This is a genomic window from Aminobacter sp. BA135, assembly GCF_050859125.1.
In the GTDB taxonomy this organism is placed as follows: domain Bacteria; phylum Pseudomonadota; class Alphaproteobacteria; order Rhizobiales; family Rhizobiaceae; genus Aminobacter; species Aminobacter ciceronei.
Genome location: NZ_CP139572.1, coordinates 2,389,289 through 2,406,885 on the forward strand (window position 1 = coordinate 2,389,289; position 17,597 = coordinate 2,406,885).

The 17,597-nt window shown below is 64.5% G+C and carries 16 protein-coding genes; 6 read left to right on the forward strand and 10 right to left on the reverse strand.

The features are described from left to right. Positions 1 to 191: 191 nt before the first annotated feature. Entirely contained in the window at positions 192 to 1,856 is a 1,665-nt protein-coding gene (locus SLT36_RS11725) for a Na/Pi cotransporter family protein (protein ID WP_432287602.1), read from the reverse strand. A 350-nt stretch (positions 1,857 to 2,206) separates the two neighbouring features. Here SLT36_RS11725 and dnaG point away from each other — a divergent pair, with 350 nt between their 5' ends. Together dnaG and rpoD are read left to right on the forward strand one after the other, a co-directional pair. Further along, the gene (gene dnaG / locus SLT36_RS11730) at positions 2,207 to 4,147 is read left to right on the forward strand and encodes a DNA primase (protein WP_432287603.1); all 1,941 of its coding nucleotides are present in this window, start codon (positions 2,207 to 2,209) and stop codon (positions 4,145 to 4,147) included. A 325-nt stretch (positions 4,148 to 4,472) separates the two neighbouring features. Next, positions 4,473 to 6,497 (forward strand): RNA polymerase sigma factor RpoD, encoded by a 2,025-nt coding sequence (gene rpoD / locus SLT36_RS11735; RefSeq protein WP_192315203.1) that lies wholly within the window; start codon positions 4,473 to 4,475, stop codon positions 6,495 to 6,497. 114 nt (positions 6,498 to 6,611) lie between these two features. Here rpoD and SLT36_RS11740 read toward each other — a convergent pair whose 3' ends face one another. The 3 genes from SLT36_RS11740 to SLT36_RS11750 all read right to left on the reverse strand — a co-directional run bounded on the left by SLT36_RS11740 (position 6,612) and on the right by SLT36_RS11750 (position 8,693). Then, positions 6,612 to 7,259 (reverse strand): DUF930 domain-containing protein, encoded by a 648-nt coding sequence (locus tag SLT36_RS11740; RefSeq protein ID WP_432287605.1) that lies wholly within the window; start codon positions 7,257 to 7,259, stop codon positions 6,612 to 6,614. An 86-nt stretch (positions 7,260 to 7,345) separates the two neighbouring features. Next, entirely contained in the window at positions 7,346 to 7,903 is a 558-nt protein-coding gene (locus SLT36_RS11745) for a class I SAM-dependent methyltransferase (protein ID WP_432287606.1), read from the reverse strand. Positions 7,904 to 7,934: 31 nt separating this feature from the next. Further along, positions 7,935 to 8,693 (reverse strand): SDR family oxidoreductase, encoded by a 759-nt coding sequence (locus SLT36_RS11750; RefSeq protein WP_432287608.1) that lies wholly within the window; start codon positions 8,691 to 8,693, stop codon positions 7,935 to 7,937. An 86-nt stretch (positions 8,694 to 8,779) separates the two neighbouring features. On the opposite strand from SLT36_RS11750, the gene SLT36_RS11755 reads away from it, so the two are divergent. Next, positions 8,780 to 9,388, forward strand: coding sequence for a TetR/AcrR family transcriptional regulator (locus tag SLT36_RS11755; protein ID WP_432287610.1), 609 nt, complete (start codon positions 8,780 to 8,782; stop codon positions 9,386 to 9,388). On the opposite strand, the gene SLT36_RS11760 is transcribed toward SLT36_RS11755, so the two are convergent. After that, positions 9,385 to 9,771, reverse strand: coding sequence for a DUF1801 domain-containing protein (locus tag SLT36_RS11760; RefSeq protein ID WP_432287611.1), 387 nt, complete (start codon positions 9,769 to 9,771; stop codon positions 9,385 to 9,387). The two genes, SLT36_RS11755 and SLT36_RS11760, sit on opposite strands and share 4 nt — an antisense overlap. 72 nt (positions 9,772 to 9,843) lie before the next feature. Then, complete coding sequence (locus SLT36_RS11765; protein ID WP_432287613.1) at positions 9,844 to 11,049, reverse strand: citrate synthase family protein; 1,206 nt, start codon at positions 11,047 to 11,049, stop codon at positions 9,844 to 9,846. 74 nt (positions 11,050 to 11,123) lie between these two features. Between SLT36_RS11765 and SLT36_RS11770 the strand changes: the two genes are divergently transcribed. Further along, positions 11,124 to 12,206 carry a citrate synthase gene (locus SLT36_RS11770; protein ID WP_432287615.1) on the forward strand — a complete coding sequence of 361 codons (1,083 nt, stop codon included), beginning with the start codon at positions 11,124 to 11,126 and terminating at the stop codon, positions 12,204 to 12,206. A gap of 131 nt (positions 12,207 to 12,337) precedes the next feature. Further along, complete coding sequence (locus SLT36_RS11775; RefSeq protein WP_432287617.1) at positions 12,338 to 12,583, forward strand: putative hemolysin; 246 nt, start codon at positions 12,338 to 12,340, stop codon at positions 12,581 to 12,583. Positions 12,584 to 12,587: 4 nt separating this feature from the next. Here SLT36_RS11775 and SLT36_RS11780 read toward each other — a convergent pair whose 3' ends face one another. The 3 genes from SLT36_RS11780 to SLT36_RS11790 all read right to left on the reverse strand — a co-directional run bounded on the left by SLT36_RS11780 (position 12,588) and on the right by SLT36_RS11790 (position 14,407). Next, positions 12,588 to 13,244 (reverse strand): methyltransferase family protein, encoded by a 657-nt coding sequence (locus SLT36_RS11780; protein WP_432287619.1) that lies wholly within the window; start codon positions 13,242 to 13,244, stop codon positions 12,588 to 12,590. A 155-nt stretch (positions 13,245 to 13,399) separates the two neighbouring features. Then, positions 13,400 to 13,660 carry a YiaA/YiaB family inner membrane protein gene (locus tag SLT36_RS11785; protein WP_115731274.1) on the reverse strand — a complete coding sequence of 87 codons (261 nt, stop codon included), beginning with the start codon at positions 13,658 to 13,660 and terminating at the stop codon, positions 13,400 to 13,402. A gap of 48 nt (positions 13,661 to 13,708) precedes the next feature. Continuing rightward, positions 13,709 to 14,407 carry a PspA/IM30 family protein gene (locus SLT36_RS11790; protein WP_432287621.1) on the reverse strand — a complete coding sequence of 233 codons (699 nt, stop codon included), beginning with the start codon at positions 14,405 to 14,407 and terminating at the stop codon, positions 13,709 to 13,711. 143 nt (positions 14,408 to 14,550) lie between these two features. Here SLT36_RS11790 and SLT36_RS11795 point away from each other — a divergent pair, with 143 nt between their 5' ends. Beyond that, a complete protein-coding gene (locus SLT36_RS11795) occupies positions 14,551 to 15,162 on the forward strand; it encodes a TetR/AcrR family transcriptional regulator (RefSeq protein WP_432287623.1) in 612 nt (203 codons plus the stop codon). A 43-nt stretch (positions 15,163 to 15,205) separates the two neighbouring features. On the opposite strand, the gene SLT36_RS11800 is transcribed toward SLT36_RS11795, so the two are convergent. Further along, entirely contained in the window at positions 15,206 to 17,374 is a 2,169-nt protein-coding gene (locus SLT36_RS11800; protein WP_432287625.1) for a right-handed parallel beta-helix repeat-containing protein, read from the reverse strand. Positions 17,375 to 17,597 lie beyond the last annotated feature (223 nt).

A 17,597-nucleotide genomic window follows, 5' to 3' on the forward strand; every position in this document is an offset into this window, starting at 1 on the left:
CCATCCAGCCAGCATCTTGAATCACAAACGCCAATCTTTGGGAATCCTACGATTCTCTCAAAAAATGAAACGCTCTAATCTCCCTCCTTGTGGGGGAGATGGCCGGCAGGCCAGAGGAGGGGCGAAGGATCGCAACGCACAATGGAAAGAGGCGCGGCGTGCGCCTACGGAAAAGCGTTACTGTGCGAGTCTCAGCTCGCCTTCAGTCGCGAGCCGCGGAGCAGGCCCTGCTCCTCGAGCACGGGATAGGCCATCGAGGCGAGCAGGGAGTTGATCTGCTTGAGATCGCGGATGGTGTCGAGGTGGATCGAGCTGGTCTCGACGCTCCTGATGGTGCCGTCGCGCAGGCGCAGGAAATGGCTCTGGCTGGTCTGCTTCTCGACGTCGCGCAGCCGGTCCTTTTCGAGCACGAGCTGGCGCGCGGTGTTGGCGTCGCGCGACACCAGAACGTTGAAGGCAAGGCGCGCATTGGCCATCACCGAGGCGTGGAAGGAAGTCAGCTCGCGCCAGCCTTCGGGCGTGAATTCGAGGCCGCGGTCGAGCTTCTTCTGCACATGAGCCAGCATGTTGCGGACGATGATGTCGCCGACCTGCTCAAGCTTGACGCAGGCGCCGAGCAACTCCTGGCAGCGCAGCGCCTCGTCCTCTGTCATCGGCCGGATGGTGGCCTTGGCGAGGTATAGCTTGATCGCCTGGTGCTTGCGGTCGACGCGGTCGTCGAGCGAGGCGAGTGCCTTGATCTTGTCGGCGTCGGGGCTCTCATAGAGCTCGATGATGCGCTGGAGCATGATCTCGACGGTCTCGCAGACGCGCACCGTCTCGCGGGTGGCGTTGGCAAGGGCCTGCGAGGGGGTGTCCAGGGCGGCTTCGTTGAGCGCGCTGAGTTCGGCGACCGCCATCTCCTTGGCCGGATCGGTCTTGGTGCCAAGCGCCACGATCTTTTCCGAGGCGCTGTAGACGAGTTTGGCGAGCGGAATGCCGGCGACCAGGATGATGCAGTTGAACAGGATGTGGGCGTTGATGATCTGGTCGGGGCCGGTCGAGCCGAGGAAAGCGGTCGACGGCTTGATCCATAGAAACGCCACCAGCATGACCAGCGAGCCGGCGCCGCGCATCAGCAGGTTGCCGATCGGCACGACGCGCACGCCCGGCTCGGCGTTGCGGGTGAGCAGGGGGGCGATGATCGAGCTGCCGAGATTGACGCCGAGCACCAGCACGATGCCGAGCTCGGGCGGCACGAAGCCGCGGCCGGCAAGGGTGACGATCAGCAGCACGGCGGCGATCGAGGAATGGAACAGCCAGGTGACGATGGCCGCGAGCAAATAGGCGGTGACGGGGTCGCCGGCGAAATAGTCGATGATGACGGGCAAAAGCTTGCTTTCGCGCAGCGGCTCGGAGGCCTGGCCGACCATTTCGAGCGACAGCACGAGAAGGCCGATGCCGACGAGGATGCGGCCTGTCTGCTGCCAACTGCGCCGGTCGGTGGCGAGGAACATTGTCGTCCCGGCGACGAGACACAGCGGCACCAGCAGCGACAGGTCGAAGGTCAGGATCTTGATGACCAGTGCCGAGCCGATCTCGGCGCCGCGCACGGCGAGCTGGCCGGCGATGCCGCTGACGATGCCGGCACCGGCGAAGGAGCCGACAAGCAGGGTGACGGCGGTCGAGCTCTGGAAAGCGATGGCCAGGGCCGTTCCGGCAAGCACCGCCAGGATCGGGTTGCGCATGGTGTTGCGCAGCTTGTGGCGCAGCACGTCGCCATAGGCACGCTCGACGCCGGTGCGCACCATTCGGGTGGCAAACAGGAGCAGGGCGACGGCGCCGGCGAGGTGCAGCAGGACGACGGAGCCACTCATCGGGAGCACCTGATGGGCATGCTGCCGGGGGCTGTCTGGGAGGCTGCCACGGTGCTCCTGGCGCGGATGCGAATCACTGTCATGAACATGCCATTTAGATTAGCCGGATAATATTTTTCGTCCATAGTGCACACGTGTGCACGCAATCGCAAGATGCGATCGTCCATAATCTGACAGGTCGGGCGGCAATTCCGTTTCGACAGCGACCGGCCGACGGCGCAATCGAGATGTCTGGCCGGATGTTTGCGCTGAGGCCCTGTGAACAGCGGGCATGTCCGCGGGCAGGCAACGAATAGGAGTCGTGTCCGGCGAGGCGAGCGCCTATATCAGTTTGAAACAAGCAGGACCCGATGCGCTTTTCCGACGGATTTTTGAGCGAGATACGTGACCGCGTGCCGATTTCGGCCGTGATCGGCCAGCGCGTGACCTGGGATCGCAAGAAGACCAACACCCAGAAGGGCGATTTCTGGGCCTGCTGTCCGTTCCATGGCGAGAAGTCGCCGTCATTCCACTGCGAGGACCGCAAGGGCCGCTATCACTGCTTCGGCTGCGGCGTGACGGGCGATCATTTCCGCTTCCTGACCGAAATGGATGGGCTCAGCTTCCCCGAGGCGGTCGAGCGTATCGCCGAGATGGCCGGCGTGCCGATGCCGGCGCGCGATGCGCAGGAAGAGCGGCGCGAGCGCGAGCGCGCCTCGCTGCATGACGTCATGGAACTGGCGACCAAATTCTTCGAGGACCGGCTGCAGACGTCCGACGGAGCCCGTGCCCGTGCCTATCTGCGCGACCGCGGCTTATCGCAGGTGACGCAGCAGCAGTTCCGGCTCGGCTTCGCGCCCGACAGCCGCAATGCGCTCAAGGAGTTCCTCGCCTCCAAGGGCATCGAGAAGGCGCAGATGGAGGCCTGCGGGTTGACCGTCTTCGAGGACGTGCCGGTTTCCTATGACCGCTTCCGCGACCGCATCATGTTTCCGATCCCGGATTCCCGCGGGCGCATCATCGCCTTCGGCGGCCGTGCGATGTCGGCGGAGATTTCGGCCAAGTACCTGAATTCGCCCGAGACCGAGCTCTTTCACAAGGGCAACGTGCTCTACAATTTCGCCCGCGCCCGCAAGGCGCTGCAGAAGGGCGGCACGGTGATCGCCGTCGAAGGCTACATGGACGTGATCGCGCTCGCTCAGGCCGGTATTGAAAATGTCGTGGCGCCGCTCGGCACGGCGCTGACCGAAAACCAGCTCGGACTGTTGTGGCGCATGTCGGGCGAGCCGGTGTTGTGCTTCGACGGCGACAAGGCCGGCTTGAAGGCTGCTTACCGCGCCGCCGACCTGGCGCTGCCGCTGGTAGCCCCTGGGAACACGGCCCGCTTCGCATTGCTGCCAGAGGGCAAGGACCCTGACGACCTGGTCAAGGCGGAAGGGCCGGAAGCGTTCCGCACCGTGCTCAACGCGGCGCGACCGCTGTCCGACATGATCTGGATGCGTGAGACGTCGGGCGGGGTGTTCGACACGCCGGAACGGCGCGCCGAGCTTGAAAAGACGCTGCGCGAGCTGACCGGCAGGATCAAGGACGAGAGCGTCCGCTACCATTACCAGCAGGAAATGCGCGAGCGGGTGCTGAATTTCTTCGGCAGCCAGCGCGGCCGCCAGCAAGGGCAAGGCGGCAAGGGCTCGTTCAGCAAGGGTAGCGGCGAGCGCGGCCAGTGGAACAAGGGTGGTGCCGGTGCCGCCGCGGGTCGGCTTGCCGTGTCCGAAAGCCTGGCGCGTTCAGGCCTGGTCAAGCGCACCGCCGGCATCATGCCTCTGCGCGAGGCGGCACTCGTCGTCGCTCTGGTCAACCACCCCGCGCTGATCGACGAGAATTTCGAGCATGTCGAACGGCTCGACCTCAGCCATGGCGAGCTCAAGCAGCTGCATTCGGTGCTGATCGATGCGATGGCGCATGGCGAGGCCAACACCCGCGAAGCAGTTGTGGCGGCGATCGAGCGCGCCTCCTGTGCCGAGATGTGGGGGCGGGCGGTGATGCTGGCGCGGCGAGCCCGGCAGTGGACGGCGCTGGAAGACGCGGCGATCGAGGACGCCCGCGACGCCTTCGCGCAGGCGTTGCACTTGCACCGCAGCGCCCGCACCTTACATAAGGAGCTGAAACAGGCCGAAGCTGCGCTGGCTACAGATCCTACCGACGAAAACTACCGACATCTGGTGGAAGTTCAGGCGCAGTTTCACGACATGCAGGCCACCGAAGCGCTTATCGAAGGCTTCGGGGTGTCTTCGGGCCGGGGCGGTCGTAACTGACGCTGCGGACCGATTATCCCGCAATTGATTCGCTTTTTTGGCGCGAATCATGCGAGAGGCGCTTGACCTTCCGACGGAATGACGGAATCAGGTCGATTCGAAAAAGTTAACCGGCGGCCAGGTCGCCAGTCGTGTCGATGGCCTGAAAATGCGGATTGGGGCACTTGTCACTGGACAGGAAGATATTCCGCCACAGATATCACGGTTAATCTGGACTTAACACAGGTACAGCTACTGGCAGTTCAGGCGCAGGTTCGATGAGCGCATCTGATTTGCACTGTCCAAGAGTTTAAGCGGCTGACGGGCCGCCTGGAGAAAGCGAAGAATGGCGACAAAAGAAAAGGAAGAGGTCGAGACCGAACGCGAAGGCGCCCCAGACGGACCTTTGCTCGACCTTTCCGATGACGCTGTCAAAAAGATGATCAAGGTCGCGAAGAAGCGCGGCTATGTCACCATGGACGAGCTGAATTCGGTGCTGCCCTCGGAGGAGGTGACCTCCGAGCAGATCGAGGACACCATGGCGATGCTCTCCGACATGGGCATCAACGTGGTCGAGGACGACGAGCAGGGCGAAGAGGCCGAAGCTTCCGAAGGCGATGCCGAAGAAGATGCCAATGAGCTTGCCGAGCAGACCGGCACCGCCGTTGCGGCGACCACGACCAAGAAAGAGCCGACCGACCGTACCGACGACCCGGTGCGCATGTACTTGCGCGAAATGGGCTCGGTGGAGCTTCTGTCGCGCGAAGGCGAAATCGCCATCGCCAAGCGCATCGAGGCTGGCCGCGAGACGATGATCGCCGGCCTGTGCGAGAGCCCGCTGACCTTCCAGGCCATCATCATCTGGCGCGACGAACTCAACGAAGCCAAGATCCTGCTGCGCGAGATCATCGATCTCGAGGCGACCTATGCCGGTCCCGAGGCCAAGCAGGCGCCGATCGTCGAGCGCGTCGAGGAAGACGCCAAGCCCAAGGACGAGCCGAAGGCGGGCCGCCGCCGCGGTGGCGACGAGGAAGACGACATCACCAATGTGGGTGGCGACACCCGTGGCGAGGACGACGAGGAAGACGAGGACGAGGCCAGCCTGTCGCTGGCGGCCATGGAAGCGGAACTGCGTCCGCAGGTCATGGAAACCCTTGACGTCATCGCCGACACCTACAAGAAGCTGCGCAAGCTGCAGGACCAGCAGGTCGAGAACCGTCTCGCCGCCGCCGGCACCCTGTCGCCGAGCCAGGACCGCCGCCTGAAGGAGCTGAAGGATCAGCTCGTCAAGGCCGTGAAATCGCTGTCGCTCAACAACGCCCGCATCGAAGCGCTGGTCGAGCAGCTCTACGACATCAACAAGCGCCTGGTGCAGAACGAAGGCAAGCTTTTGCGTCTCGCCGAAAGCTATGGCGTGCGCCGCGACGAGTTCCTGAAGGAATATCAGGGCTCCGAGCTCGACCCGAACTGGATCCGCTCGATCTCGAACCTGTCCAGCCGCGGCTGGAAGGAATTCACCAAGAACGAGAAGGACACGATCCGCGACCTGCGCGCCGAGATCCAGAACCTCGCCACCGAGACGGCGATTTCGATCCTGGAATTCCGCAAGATCGTCAATCAGGTGCAGAAGGGCGAGCGCGAGGCAGCGATCGCCAAGAAGGAAATGGTCGAGGCCAACCTGCGTCTCGTCATCTCAATCGCCAAGAAGTACACCAACCGCGGCCTGCAGTTCCTGGATCTGATCCAGGAAGGCAACATCGGCCTGATGAAGGCCGTCGACAAGTTCGAGTACCGCCGCGGCTACAAGTTCTCGACCTATGCCACATGGTGGATCAGGCAGGCGATCACCCGTTCGATCGCCGACCAGGCCCGCACCATCCGCATCCCGGTGCACATGATCGAGACGATCAACAAGATCGTCCGTACCTCGCGCCAGATGCTGCATGAGATCGGCCGCGAGCCGACGCCGGAAGAACTGGCCGAAAAGCTCGCCATGCCGCTCGAGAAGGTGCGCAAGGTGCTGAAGATCGCCAAGGAGCCGATCTCGCTCGAAACGCCAGTCGGCGACGAGGAGGATTCGCATCTCGGCGACTTCATCGAGGACAAGATGGCGATCCTGCCGATCGACGCGGCGATCCAGGCGAACCTGCGCGAGACCACCACGCGCGTGCTCGCCTCGCTCACCCCGCGTGAAGAACGCGTGCTGCGCATGCGCTTCGGCATCGGCATGAACACCGACCACACGCTTGAAGAGGTCGGACAGCAGTTTTCGGTCACCCGCGAGCGTATCCGCCAGATCGAAGCCAAGGCACTGCGCAAGCTCAAGCATCCGAGCCGCTCCAGGAAGCTGCGCTCGTTCCTCGACAGCTGATCGCAGCGATATCGTTCAAAAAGCCCGGCTCTGGCCGGGCTTTTTTCGTTTGGGGGCTCATATTCCTGCGCAATTCCAGCCGGAAAACCGCCAGGCACTTTTCCAGGAATTGTTCTAGTCCTCCGGATTTCCAGCAACGAGATTGTATTCGACCCATCTGGCCTCGGGAATTGCCTCGCCGACGCTGAACTCGAAGGCCGCGACAGCGCCTACGGTCACATCGCAAGAGAAGATTACGCCGTACCAGCGGCCCCCGGCCCGGAAGGCTCCGCCTTGCGCATGAATCGAGCCGCCAGCGATCCTGAGATCGCCGGTCGCATAGGGGACGACAAGATCGGGACGGAGCTCCGCCTTCCAGCGGTGGATCTGCTCCATGGCCTCGATGTTGCACAGCTGGATGGCACGTTCGTCGGGAGCAAAGGTCGCCAGCGCCTGCCTGGCATGGCGGCTGCGCGGGTCGGCGAGCAGCTTTGCCGCGTAGAAACTGTGCGCCTTGACCATAGAAGGGGGCTGAGTGGTGGGCGCCTCGGGCTTGGAGGTGGTGGCAGGCGCAAGGTTACGTCCAAGCGGTGCGGCGGAGGCTGCCTGTTGCCGCGGCAACTGGGCCGGTGCGGGCGGTGCCACCAGTTCGACCGGTACTGCATCCTCGGCCGGAACCCTGAATGGCTGTGGCCTCGGCAACAGCAAGAGGGCGGCCAGCAAAAGGGCATGCAATGCCAGCGAGACGGGCCAGCTGGGATCCAGTTTCACGACAGGCGACATGCGACCCGGCTTTTTGTGCAGCCAACTGGTTCGCCCGTCACTGTGGCGCGATTGCGGCGCCGGATATCGGTGCTGCGCAAGCCTGCCTAATTGCGCCTGCGCCGGTAGACGTAGACGACCGCCGGCGGCAGGTTGCGCCAGACGCGGGGCGAACGGGTGAATTCCAGGCCGAGGCTTTCGGCAATGCTGCTGCGCACCGGAGAGAACAGCCCATAGGTGAACTGGACATAGACGCCATCGGGCCCGAGCCGCGAGAAGGCGGCGGACAGGATCGCCTCCTGCTGGCTTGATGTCATCGACAGCAGCGGCAGGCCAGAGACGACGGCGTCGACGTGCTGCGGTCCTACGGACGCCAGTTTTTCCGCAGGTTCGTCAAAAACGGTCACTTCTGGGTGGCGGTCGCGCAGCATGCGGCAGAAGACCGGGTTGAGCTCGTAGAGGAAGAGGTCGGCGGGCGCGATGCCGAGCTTCAGGATTTCACGGGTGATGTTGCCGGTACCGGGGCCGAACTCGGCGACCCGCCGGGCCCAGCGCGGCAGCTGGCTGGCCATGAGCTGGCACAAGCTCGGCGACGAAGGGGCAAGGGCCGACACCTGACGGGGCCGGCGTAGCAGCTGGGCAGCGAACGCATTGAATTCGATCATTCTTGCGGGTCCTGGCTTTTGGCGTAGGTGGTTAGCGGTCGCGCATGATGCAATAGGCAAGCTCGGGCGAAAGCCGATGCACGATGCGCAGGATCTTGGTCTTTTCGATCCAGATCTCGTCGAGGCCGCGTTCGATGCCGGCTATGAGGTCGGCGGCGGCCAGCGCCGGCGGATATTTCCGGAGCGGACCGGCGCGCGACAGGGTGGTGTCGACAAGCGTCATGACGGCTTCGGTGACCTGGATCGGAAGCTTGGCCGCGCGGCACTGGTCGCGCAGCGAACGGGTGAAGCTGCGCAGGGCAGCCTTGCTGGCGCAGTAGACGGCGGCCTCGCGCTTAGGCGCGATGGCAAGCCCGGAGGTGACGTTGACGATGGCCGAGGAGGGATGAGCCGACAGCACCGGCAGCATCGCCGCCGACAGTTGCAGCGGCGCGGTCAGGTTGACCGCAGTTTCGGCCGACATGGCGTCGAGCCGGGCCTGGCTGTCCACTGTCAGATCGGTGTGATGCATGATTGCCGCGTTGTTGATCAGCGCGCTGCATTGCGGGCGCGTTTCGGCCACCCATTGAGACAGGGCCTCGGCACTGCCTGATGTGGCGAGATCGACCTGCTGGATGGTGACCGAGCCATGGAGTTGCATCGCCAGCGCATCCAGCGAGGCAGCGTCGCGTCCGACCGCGATGACATGCGCGCCCTTGGCGGCCAGCTGGCGGGAGAGCTCCAGGCCGATGCCGCGTGCGCCGCCGGTGACGAGCACGGACCTGTCGTTGAAGTCGAAACTGTCGTGCATTCCCTGACCTGGTGGGCTTGGCTGTTGACCCGTACTTGGGTGCGGGAAATATTGCGAATAATCGTGTCACCCACTACTCGCATCCCATGAACGCTTCAAAGTCCCGGCTGACCCCCCGCAAGACACCGCGTCAAGAGCGCAGCGCTGCCACCTGCGCTGCGATCCTGGAGGCGGCTGCTCGCATTTTGGAGACGTCGGGCAGCGCCGGACTCACCACCAATCATGTCGCGGTATTGGCAGGCGTTTCTGTCGGTACGCTCTACCAGTACTTCCCCGCGAAGGAGGCGATACTGGCCGAGCTGGTCCGCCAGATGCGACAGGAGATGCTGGCCGATTTCGTCGGTGCCGGGCGGGAGGCCGAGGGCAAGGGGCTTACCCATGCCGTCGAAGCGATGGTGTCTGCGAGCCTGCGCCATCATCTCAGGCGGCCGGCGCTGGCGCAGGCGCTGGAGCACGAGGAACTCGAGCTCAAGCTCGACAAGGAGACGGTGCAGCTGAAGGCCGACATGCGCGACCTGATCGTCGGCGTGCTGCGCGACCACGGCGTCGACCAGCCGGAGCGCACGGCCTTCGATCTGATGTCGCTGTCCAGGGGCATCGTCGACGCCGCCGTCCGGGCCGGCGAGCGCGATTTCGACGATCTGCAGGCGCGCTTGCGCCGGGCGGTTGCCGGCTATCTCGGAATTCTTGCCTAGCTGCTCTTCGTCGGGTCGCCGACTTCGGCGTTCAGCCGCACCGCCTCCCGGACGAGTTTTTCGGCAAGCGCCGCATCCACCGTGTCACCCTCGCGATATTCCATGGTGGCGAGCTCGTATTTGCCGCCGGCCTTCAGCCTTGGCTCGATGCCGCGCAGCCGCTTGCCGCGCCAGAAGCCGAACAGTACGCGGGCTTCCTCCGCCCGGATGAGCAGGACTGGGCCATTGGAGAAGCAGACGATGTGGCCCCATTTGATGCGCGCCTCAGGATCGCCCGCGGCACGAGTGGCTGCGCGCAACGCCTCGACGATGTCGAGGCGCCAGTCGCTCAAGGCCTTGATATAGGCCTCCGGGCTCTCCGCTGGCACTTGCTTGCGCATCATCTGGCTGTTCTCCCCCTGCAGGCACGCTATCCCGATCGCGTTGGCCGCGCCATATCGTGTGCAGTTCAGCCCTTAGCTGCCGCCACGCCCCAGCGCGGGTCCGACATAGCGGGCGCGTGGGCGGATCAGCACACCTGACGTCAGCTGCTCGATGGCGTGCGCGACCCAGCCGATGGAGCGGGCGATGGCGAAGAACGCTGTCTCATAGCCGATCGGCAGCCCGAAGGTGCGCACCATCACCGCCAGCGCATAGTCGATGTTGGGGTGCAGGCCGGTGGCTTCGGTGATCAGCGTCGGTGCCTCGACGGCGAGGCGCCTGTCGGCACCCGCCTCGGCCAGGGCTGTCAGCAGGCTGTCGGCGCGAGGGTCGCCGTCGCGATAGACGGTGTGGCCGAAGCCAGGGATGCGGTCGCCGATGGCGACACGTTCGCGGATGTTGGCGGCGACGTCGGTGGCGGCGAAATCGGCCACCATATGCGCTGCCAGCGGGCCGGCGCCGCCATGACGAGGGCCCTTGAGCGCCACCAGGCCTGATATCAGCGCATCGTAGAGGTTGATGCCGGTGGAGGCGGCGCAGCGCACCGTCCATGTCGAGGGGTTGAGCTCGTGGTCGGCAAGCAGCACCAGCGCGCGGCGGAAAATTGCCTCGGCACCGGGATGGCCAGGCGCCCAGGCGTTGGCCACCTGCAGATGGATCGGCGCAGGCGAGGGCGTGGTGCCAAGGATGCCTGAGGTGAGCAAACGGACGGCACGGGCACCAACCTCGACGCGGCCCTGGCGCGAGCGATTGAAGGCGCGTGAATCGTTGCCGCCGGCCAGCGCAAGCATGGCGATGGCACGTGGGATTGGCGCTTCACCCGTGGTGACCGAGGCCACGGCGCGCATGGTGTCGCTGATGACAGGCATGTTGGCGGCGGCGAAAGGGTCGGCGTCGTTCATGTCCCACAGCAGCGTCGCTGCCTGTTCCAGCGTCGCGTGCTCGGCCAGGGCCACCGCCTGAACGCCGCGATAGACCGACCCTTCGCTGGTGATGGTCGAAATCGCTGAATCGAGAACCGGCGCCTCGGTCTCTCCGGCGCTGGCGAGGCCGGCCGGGGCACGCCGCGCCAGAAGGGCTCGGACGTCGTCGGCACGGTAGCGCCGGGCACGGGCGTCGTCGGACGGTTCCGAGCGGATCAGGCCGCGGCTGACATAGGCATAAAGCGTAGCCGGCGAAACGGCGAGTTCGCCCGCGGCCTCGCGGGCCGAGAGATACAGCGGTTCGGAGGCTTTTTTCATATTGATCAAGCTAATCAAGATTGATCAATATGAAAAGAGCTTCATCTTTCTGCAGCGCAGCAAGGAGCAAGCCCATGACACTTCATCAGACCACCGCCGGACTGGACGGCGTGACCGCGGCCATGACCGCACTTTCCCATGTCGACGGCGAGGGTGGCGAACTGATCATCGCCGGCAGCCGCGTCGCCCAACTGGCCGCCGAGACGGATTTCGAGGGGGCTGCCGCCCGCCTGCTTTCGGCCGCCGGCAAGGAAACCGCAGCCGGCGAATTGAGGGCGGAGCTCGGCGAAGCACGGGTCCGTGCCTTTGCGCGGCTCGAAAAGATACTGCCTGCGACCGAAAGCCTGGTGCTCGGCGCCGGCTTCCGCGCGGCGATCGCCGCGATCGATCGGGAAGACGGTCTCGACGACGAGGTGGCGCTTCTCGGCGCCATGCCGGTTCTGGCGGCAGCACTGGTGCGCAGCGCCGAGGGGCTCGCCCCCGTTGCGCCCGATGCCAGCCTCGGCCAGGCGGCCGACATGCTGCGCATGATGCGCGGCACGGCTGCGAGCGACGCAGAAGCGGCGGCGCTGGACGCCTATCTGGTGACCGTCAGCGACCACGGCATGAACGCCTCGACCTTCGCCGCGCGTGTTGTCGCCTCGACCCAGGCGGACCTGTTCATGGCGGTGACGGCAGGCTATTGCGCGCTGTCGGGCCCGCTGCATGGCGGCGCACCGGCACCTGTCCTCGACATGCTGGAAGCCATCGGCAAGGCCGACAACATCGCACCATGGATCGACGCGGCGTTGGCGCGTGGCGAGCGCCTGATGGGTTTTGGTCACCGCATCTACAAGGTGCGCGACCCGCGCGCCGACGTGCTGAAGCGGTCGGTGGGCACGTTGGGCTCGGAGGGTATGGATCTTGGCCTTGCCGCCGAGGTCGAGGGATATGCCCGCGAGGCGCTCGCCCGCGCCAAGCCGGGCCGTCGTCTCGACACCAATGTCGAGTTCTACACCGCGATCCTGCTCGGTGCGCTGAAGATCCCGCGCGAGGCGTTCACCCCGGTCTTCGCTGTCGGCCGCACGGCGGGCTGGGTCGCGCATGCGCTGGAACAGCAGCGCACCGGCCGGTTGCTGCGACCGGCCTCAGTCTATACCGGGCCGATGCCGGCCTGAGAGCATACTGACGGATTGCGCAAAGCCCGGGGCATGACCCCGGGCTCTTTCATTTGGCAATTGCCTTTGGACGGTACGACGCTAGATGCAGCGGTGGAAGCTTGAAGGGAGAGGGCGCGATGCGGCGGCTGGTGGCGAGTTCTGTAGGATTGGCGGCCATTTCGCTTGCCGTGATGGGAGCTGCGGCGGCACCGGCGCAAAACCCGATCGGCATGGCGAACCCGGCCTCGGTGCATTGCGGCAACATCGGCGGCAAGCTCGAGATCCGCAAGGACGCCGGTGGCAACGAGACCGGCTATTGCCGCATGCCCGACGGCAGCCTTTGCGAGGAGTGGGCGCTGTTCCGCGACCAGAAATGCGTGGCACCGAAGGATTAGGCACTCAATACAGACCCGGCACCAGCCGCCATGTGCGGCGGGCGTAGTCGTCATATTCTGCGCCGAAATGGGTGCGCAGCAGGCGCTCCTCGGACCGGATGCGGGCGACCAGCGGCACTAGGGTGAGGCCGACGAGGATGACGCCCACGCCCGAGCGGAAGACAAGTGCCCAGCCAAGGGCGTTGACCAACAGGCCGAGATAGCTGGGATGGCGGATGAGCGCATAGATGCCCGAGGTGACCAGCCTGTGCCCGGGCTGGATGGCGACCAGCCCGCTGAAGCGGCTGCCGAGGACGAAGAACGGCCACAGCCGGAGCATGCCGCCGGCGGCAAAGAGCGCGACGCCGATCCAGCGGATCGTTTCGCCGCCGATGGTCCAGAAGTCGATACGGTCGTCATAGGCCGGCAGGTAGGCACTGAGCAGGCCGATGACGCCGAGCGCCGGCAGCACCCAGCGATTGGCGCGGTCCTCCTGTTCGCCCGGGCTGAGATTGGCGCCGCTGAGCAGGGCGACGACCATCAGGACGACAGTGAGGATTGCGGCAGCGGTGCGGGACGGGTTTGAGAAGAATGCCATGAAGCCGCCCGCGCCGAGAATCGCAAGCCCGAGGCTGACAAGCGTGCCGGCCATGCCAAGGATGAGTATTTTGAGAGAGGGCATTGTTTTCCACGTCCCCGATGCAAGCGTTCCCACCTTAGCCGAAAGCAGTGCCTACAATGTAAGGGCGGCCTGCGCGGAGTGTAACCGCGGGCCGTACCTTGAAGAGTCAAGATTCCGACCCGCGCGATCTTCACCGCGCGGGTCGGGCTACTTGCTTACTCCTTGCCGACATACTCGCTGAGCAGCTTTTCGTTGCGGGCCTTTTCGATCTTGGCGGTCAGTTCGGCGGCAAGACGATCGTCCATACGATACTTGACCAGATTGACGAGGGCGCCGGTGAGCAGAAGCACGCCCATGCCCCAGTAGCCCTTGGTCGAGAGGTCGACCGGCGCCAGCCACAGCGACAGGGCGAGCATGAAGTAGGCGACGGCGACGGACGCGGCGTTGAACAGGATATAGGTCTGGTTCGGGCTCATGATTTTCCTCCTTGAGTGACGACATTGCGGGGTGGCGAGATCTAGGGATCAGTTGGGTGACGAGATTTCGGTGGCGGTTGCGAGACGCTGAAGGACCTGGGTCGCGTCGACCCTGACGGGCAGGCCGTGGCCGGCATTCGCCAGTCTCGTGCGCACCGCATCGCCGCTCAATTCGTCGTCGATGGCATCGATGACGAAGGCTTCCTCCAGCGGATCGCTACGGTCGTGGATGCGGGCGATGAGAGCCTCCGCCTCCTTGAAGCCGGTGGACCTGCCGAGCGAGCGGTTGAGGCCGCGCTGGGCTCGATGCTCGGCGTCGAGCGCCCTGGCCGAGATCAGGCCCTGGTTGAGGTCGACAATCTTGGCATGGGCCTTCTCGATCGAGAGCCGCATGCGGGTGATCCGCTGTTCCAGCGCTGCCAGCGTCGCCTGGCGAACCGCGCGTTCGTTCTCCAGTTCAGCGATGACGGTTGCGCCGTCATGCGCCAGTTCATTGGCGCCGGCATGAAGCGCGCTGGCGGTCCGCTGTTCGAGGTCACTGAGGCGCTGGGCAAGGCGCGAGAGCGCCGCCTGTTCACCGCGGTGGCGGATGACGATCGTCGCCAGGGTCTGCTTGGCGGCGCTCAGGCCGGATTGTGCGTTCCTGATGTGTTGTTCGATCAGGTCGATGGCAAAGCGGTTTTCAAGGCCGGTTTCAGCCTTGGCTCCCGCAACCGCCAGCAACGACTTGAAGACATTCCGTATCATGCTTCCCTCCCTTGAACATTGTTCATATTTGAAGGCTACCACAAAATGAACATTGTTCAAGAGGTATTTTGAACGATGTTCATTTGGCCGCGTTGTGCTATCTGGATGGCAATGGCGGGCCTTCAACATTGGCAGGAAACAAGATGGCGCTGGATCGCAACGAGACGAAGGAGCGGGTGCTCGGCATCGCCGAAAGGCTGCTCAACGAAGGGGGGGCTGCCAAGCTGCAGGCGCGCACGATCGCCGGCGAGGCCGGGATCGCGGTCGGCTCGATCTACAATCTGTTCGGGGACCTGACCGGTATCTTGCGGGCGGTCAACACAAGGTTGCTCCAACGACTTGATACCGTCGGCAATCAGGTGCTTGGCGACCTGGAGCGTCAGGGCGTGACCGATCCGGTCCGGCTGCTGCTGGCGCTGGCCGGGGTCTATCAGCGTTTCGTCGGTGAGAACCCGGGAAGCTGGCAGTCACTTCTGGCCACTGGTCTTGCCGGTGAGCCCTCGGACGAAACCAGAGCATATGAGGAGCGGCTTTCGAGCAGCTTCTTGCTGATTGCCGACATCCTGGAAAAGAGCGGGCTGATTGCCGATCCGCGCCTGAGGGGAACGGCCGCGCATGCCTTGTGGTCAAGCGTCCACGGTATCGTGACGGTCGGCTACGCTACCGATGCCATCGAGGGCAGACGTGGGGACGTGTCGGAGCAGATCACGCTTCTGGTGACGACCTTCGTCGCCGGCCTCAGGCAGAGGGTATGACGGCAGGGGACCCACGCGACGGATGCCGCGCGGGTCGCGTTTGTCACTTGCAGCTGGTCTTCAGCTTGTTCGCTTCGATCGCCGTGCCGTTGAGCTTCAGCACCGAGCCGTCGGTCTGGGTCAGCGAAGTGCCCGACCAGGCGCCCTGATCGGCGAGGCAGTTGAGCAGCGCGTCGACGACGGTGATGTCGCCGCGGATGTTTTCGGCAGGACCGGAGAAGTAGAGGCCTGCCTTGCTGGCGCCTTCGACGCGCATGTTGCCGAAGTCGATGTTCTTGGCCGGGCCGCCGAGGAAGTCCCACTCGCTGCCATAGATGTAGGCACCATAGGTGCCGGCATTGGTGATGGTGACGTCCTTGAAGCTGATGCCGGAGACGGGGTTGAGGAAGATGCCGGCGTTGCGGGTGCTGTCGATGGTGAGGCCGCGGACATTGACGTTGGTCGTCACCGCATTCTCTGGCAGGGTCGAGGCGGTGACGAGCATCAGCCCGTTGATGCCGCCCTTGAGCGTCATGTTGGTGATGGAGACATTGGAGGTGCCCTGGAGCACCACCAAGTCCATATCCAGGCCCTGTTCGGAATTGTCGACGGTGACCTTGTTCATCGTCACGTCGTTGGCGGCGACGAGCAGGATGCCTTCGCGGCGCGACTTGCTGATCTTGACGTTGTCGATGACGATGTCGCTGGCGGCGTGGGTGATCACCTCCGGCCAGTCGCTCTGGTCGATGCGGCTGCCGGCGAAGATGCCATAGGTGACGCTGTCGATCACCGTATCGCGGACGGTCAGCCCGCTGGTGCCGAGCGCGGCGATCGCGGCGTGCGGCGCGCGATTCGGCCGGCCGACCGCGAACTCGCAATCGGTGTTGCTGTTGCAGATGTAGAGGTCGTGGATGTTGGCGCCTGATATCGTGGCGCCGGCGACGTTGTCGAGGCGGATGCCGTCGCCCGCGGTCTTCGAGATGTCGACGTCGCGGATCGAGATGTTGGAGGTACCGCTGCTGGCGATGCCGGCGAGGCCGCCGGTGATGCTCAATCCGGCGATCTCGCTGCCCGAGGCCATGCCGACGACGTTGGCGGCGGCGTTGGTGCCAGTCAGCTTGGCTGCGTCGCCGCCATTGCGGAACGCGGCCTCTATGCGACTGTTGGCGCCGCGTACGGCGATCGATCCGCCGCCGCCGACCATGTGCTGGCCGGCGCCGAGCTGCAGCGCCTGGCCGAGCGTGATGCCGCCATTGGCCAGCACCAGCGCGTTGGTGCCGGCGGTGGTGAGTGCTGCATTGACGGCTGCCGCATCACCCGTTGCCTGCGAGATCGAGACGACCTTGCCGACGGCCTGACCGCCGTGGACAAACTCAGCGGCCTCGGTCACGCCGTCGCTGTCGGCATACGTACGGATGAAATCGGCACGTTCGACGCGCTGGAACATCGCATCGAAGGCGGCCTTGCCGGTGCGGCTCGATCCGCCGAGTGGCACACGCAGCCGTGCGGTGAGGCCGAATTCGGTCCGGTCCTCATTGTCGTAGGAAATCGAGGCGCCGAGCGCCAGCGTCGAACCGGAGACACCGGGCAGGCCGGAAAAGCTGACCTCGGTGCGCGCCTTGACACCAAGCGTGTCATCGAGGCCGCGCGCGCCATCATACCAGTAGGCGCCGCCGAAAACCTTCATCTCGGCGTTCATGCTTTCGGGGAAGATGGGCAAGCGCAGGCCGACTTCCGTGTCGGCGCCGGCGCGGGCGAATTCGCGGCCGGCCTGGAACTTGAGTTCGCTGCCGGAGACGAAGGCGTGGCTCAGGCTTGCTGCGACCTTGTCGTCGCCGAGGGGGAGATAGACGTTGGCGCGCGCTTCGTAGACCGGGCCCAGCGCTTCGACGCCGAATGACAGCTGGTTGAAGCTGTTGCCGTGTTCGCTGTTGTAGACGTCGAGATAGCCATAGCCGCCGAGCAGCCAGCCACCTTCGACACGGTGGCGGTAGCCCATGCCGAACGACGCCTGCCGTGCCGAACCTTCGACGAAGCGGCCGCTGGCGTCGAAGAACACGCCATTGCCGTTGTCGAGCAGGAACGGCATGAAGATACCGATGCCGCCATTGCCGACGCCATAGGCAAGGCTGCCTTCGAGTTCGAGGATCGGCTGCCGGGCTTGCGCAAAGGCGAAGGTCGAAAGGGCGGTGCCGGAGGCCAGCGCCACTGCAAACAGGCTTGGGAATTTCATGGCAGGTACTTCAAATTTCCGATTGAACGTCGGTGAGCTAAAATACCTGAATTGAAGAGTCCAGATTAAATCGGAGACTGTACGGGCGTCGCCTGTGGACGACCTTTTTCCTTTTATTTCAATGCGTTGATGCTAATTTAGGCCGTTGCCAGGTTCGTTTGTTAGAAACCGCTGCGGACGCTGGGGCAGATGGCGACCACGCGCCGGACCGCAGCGGTCGTTG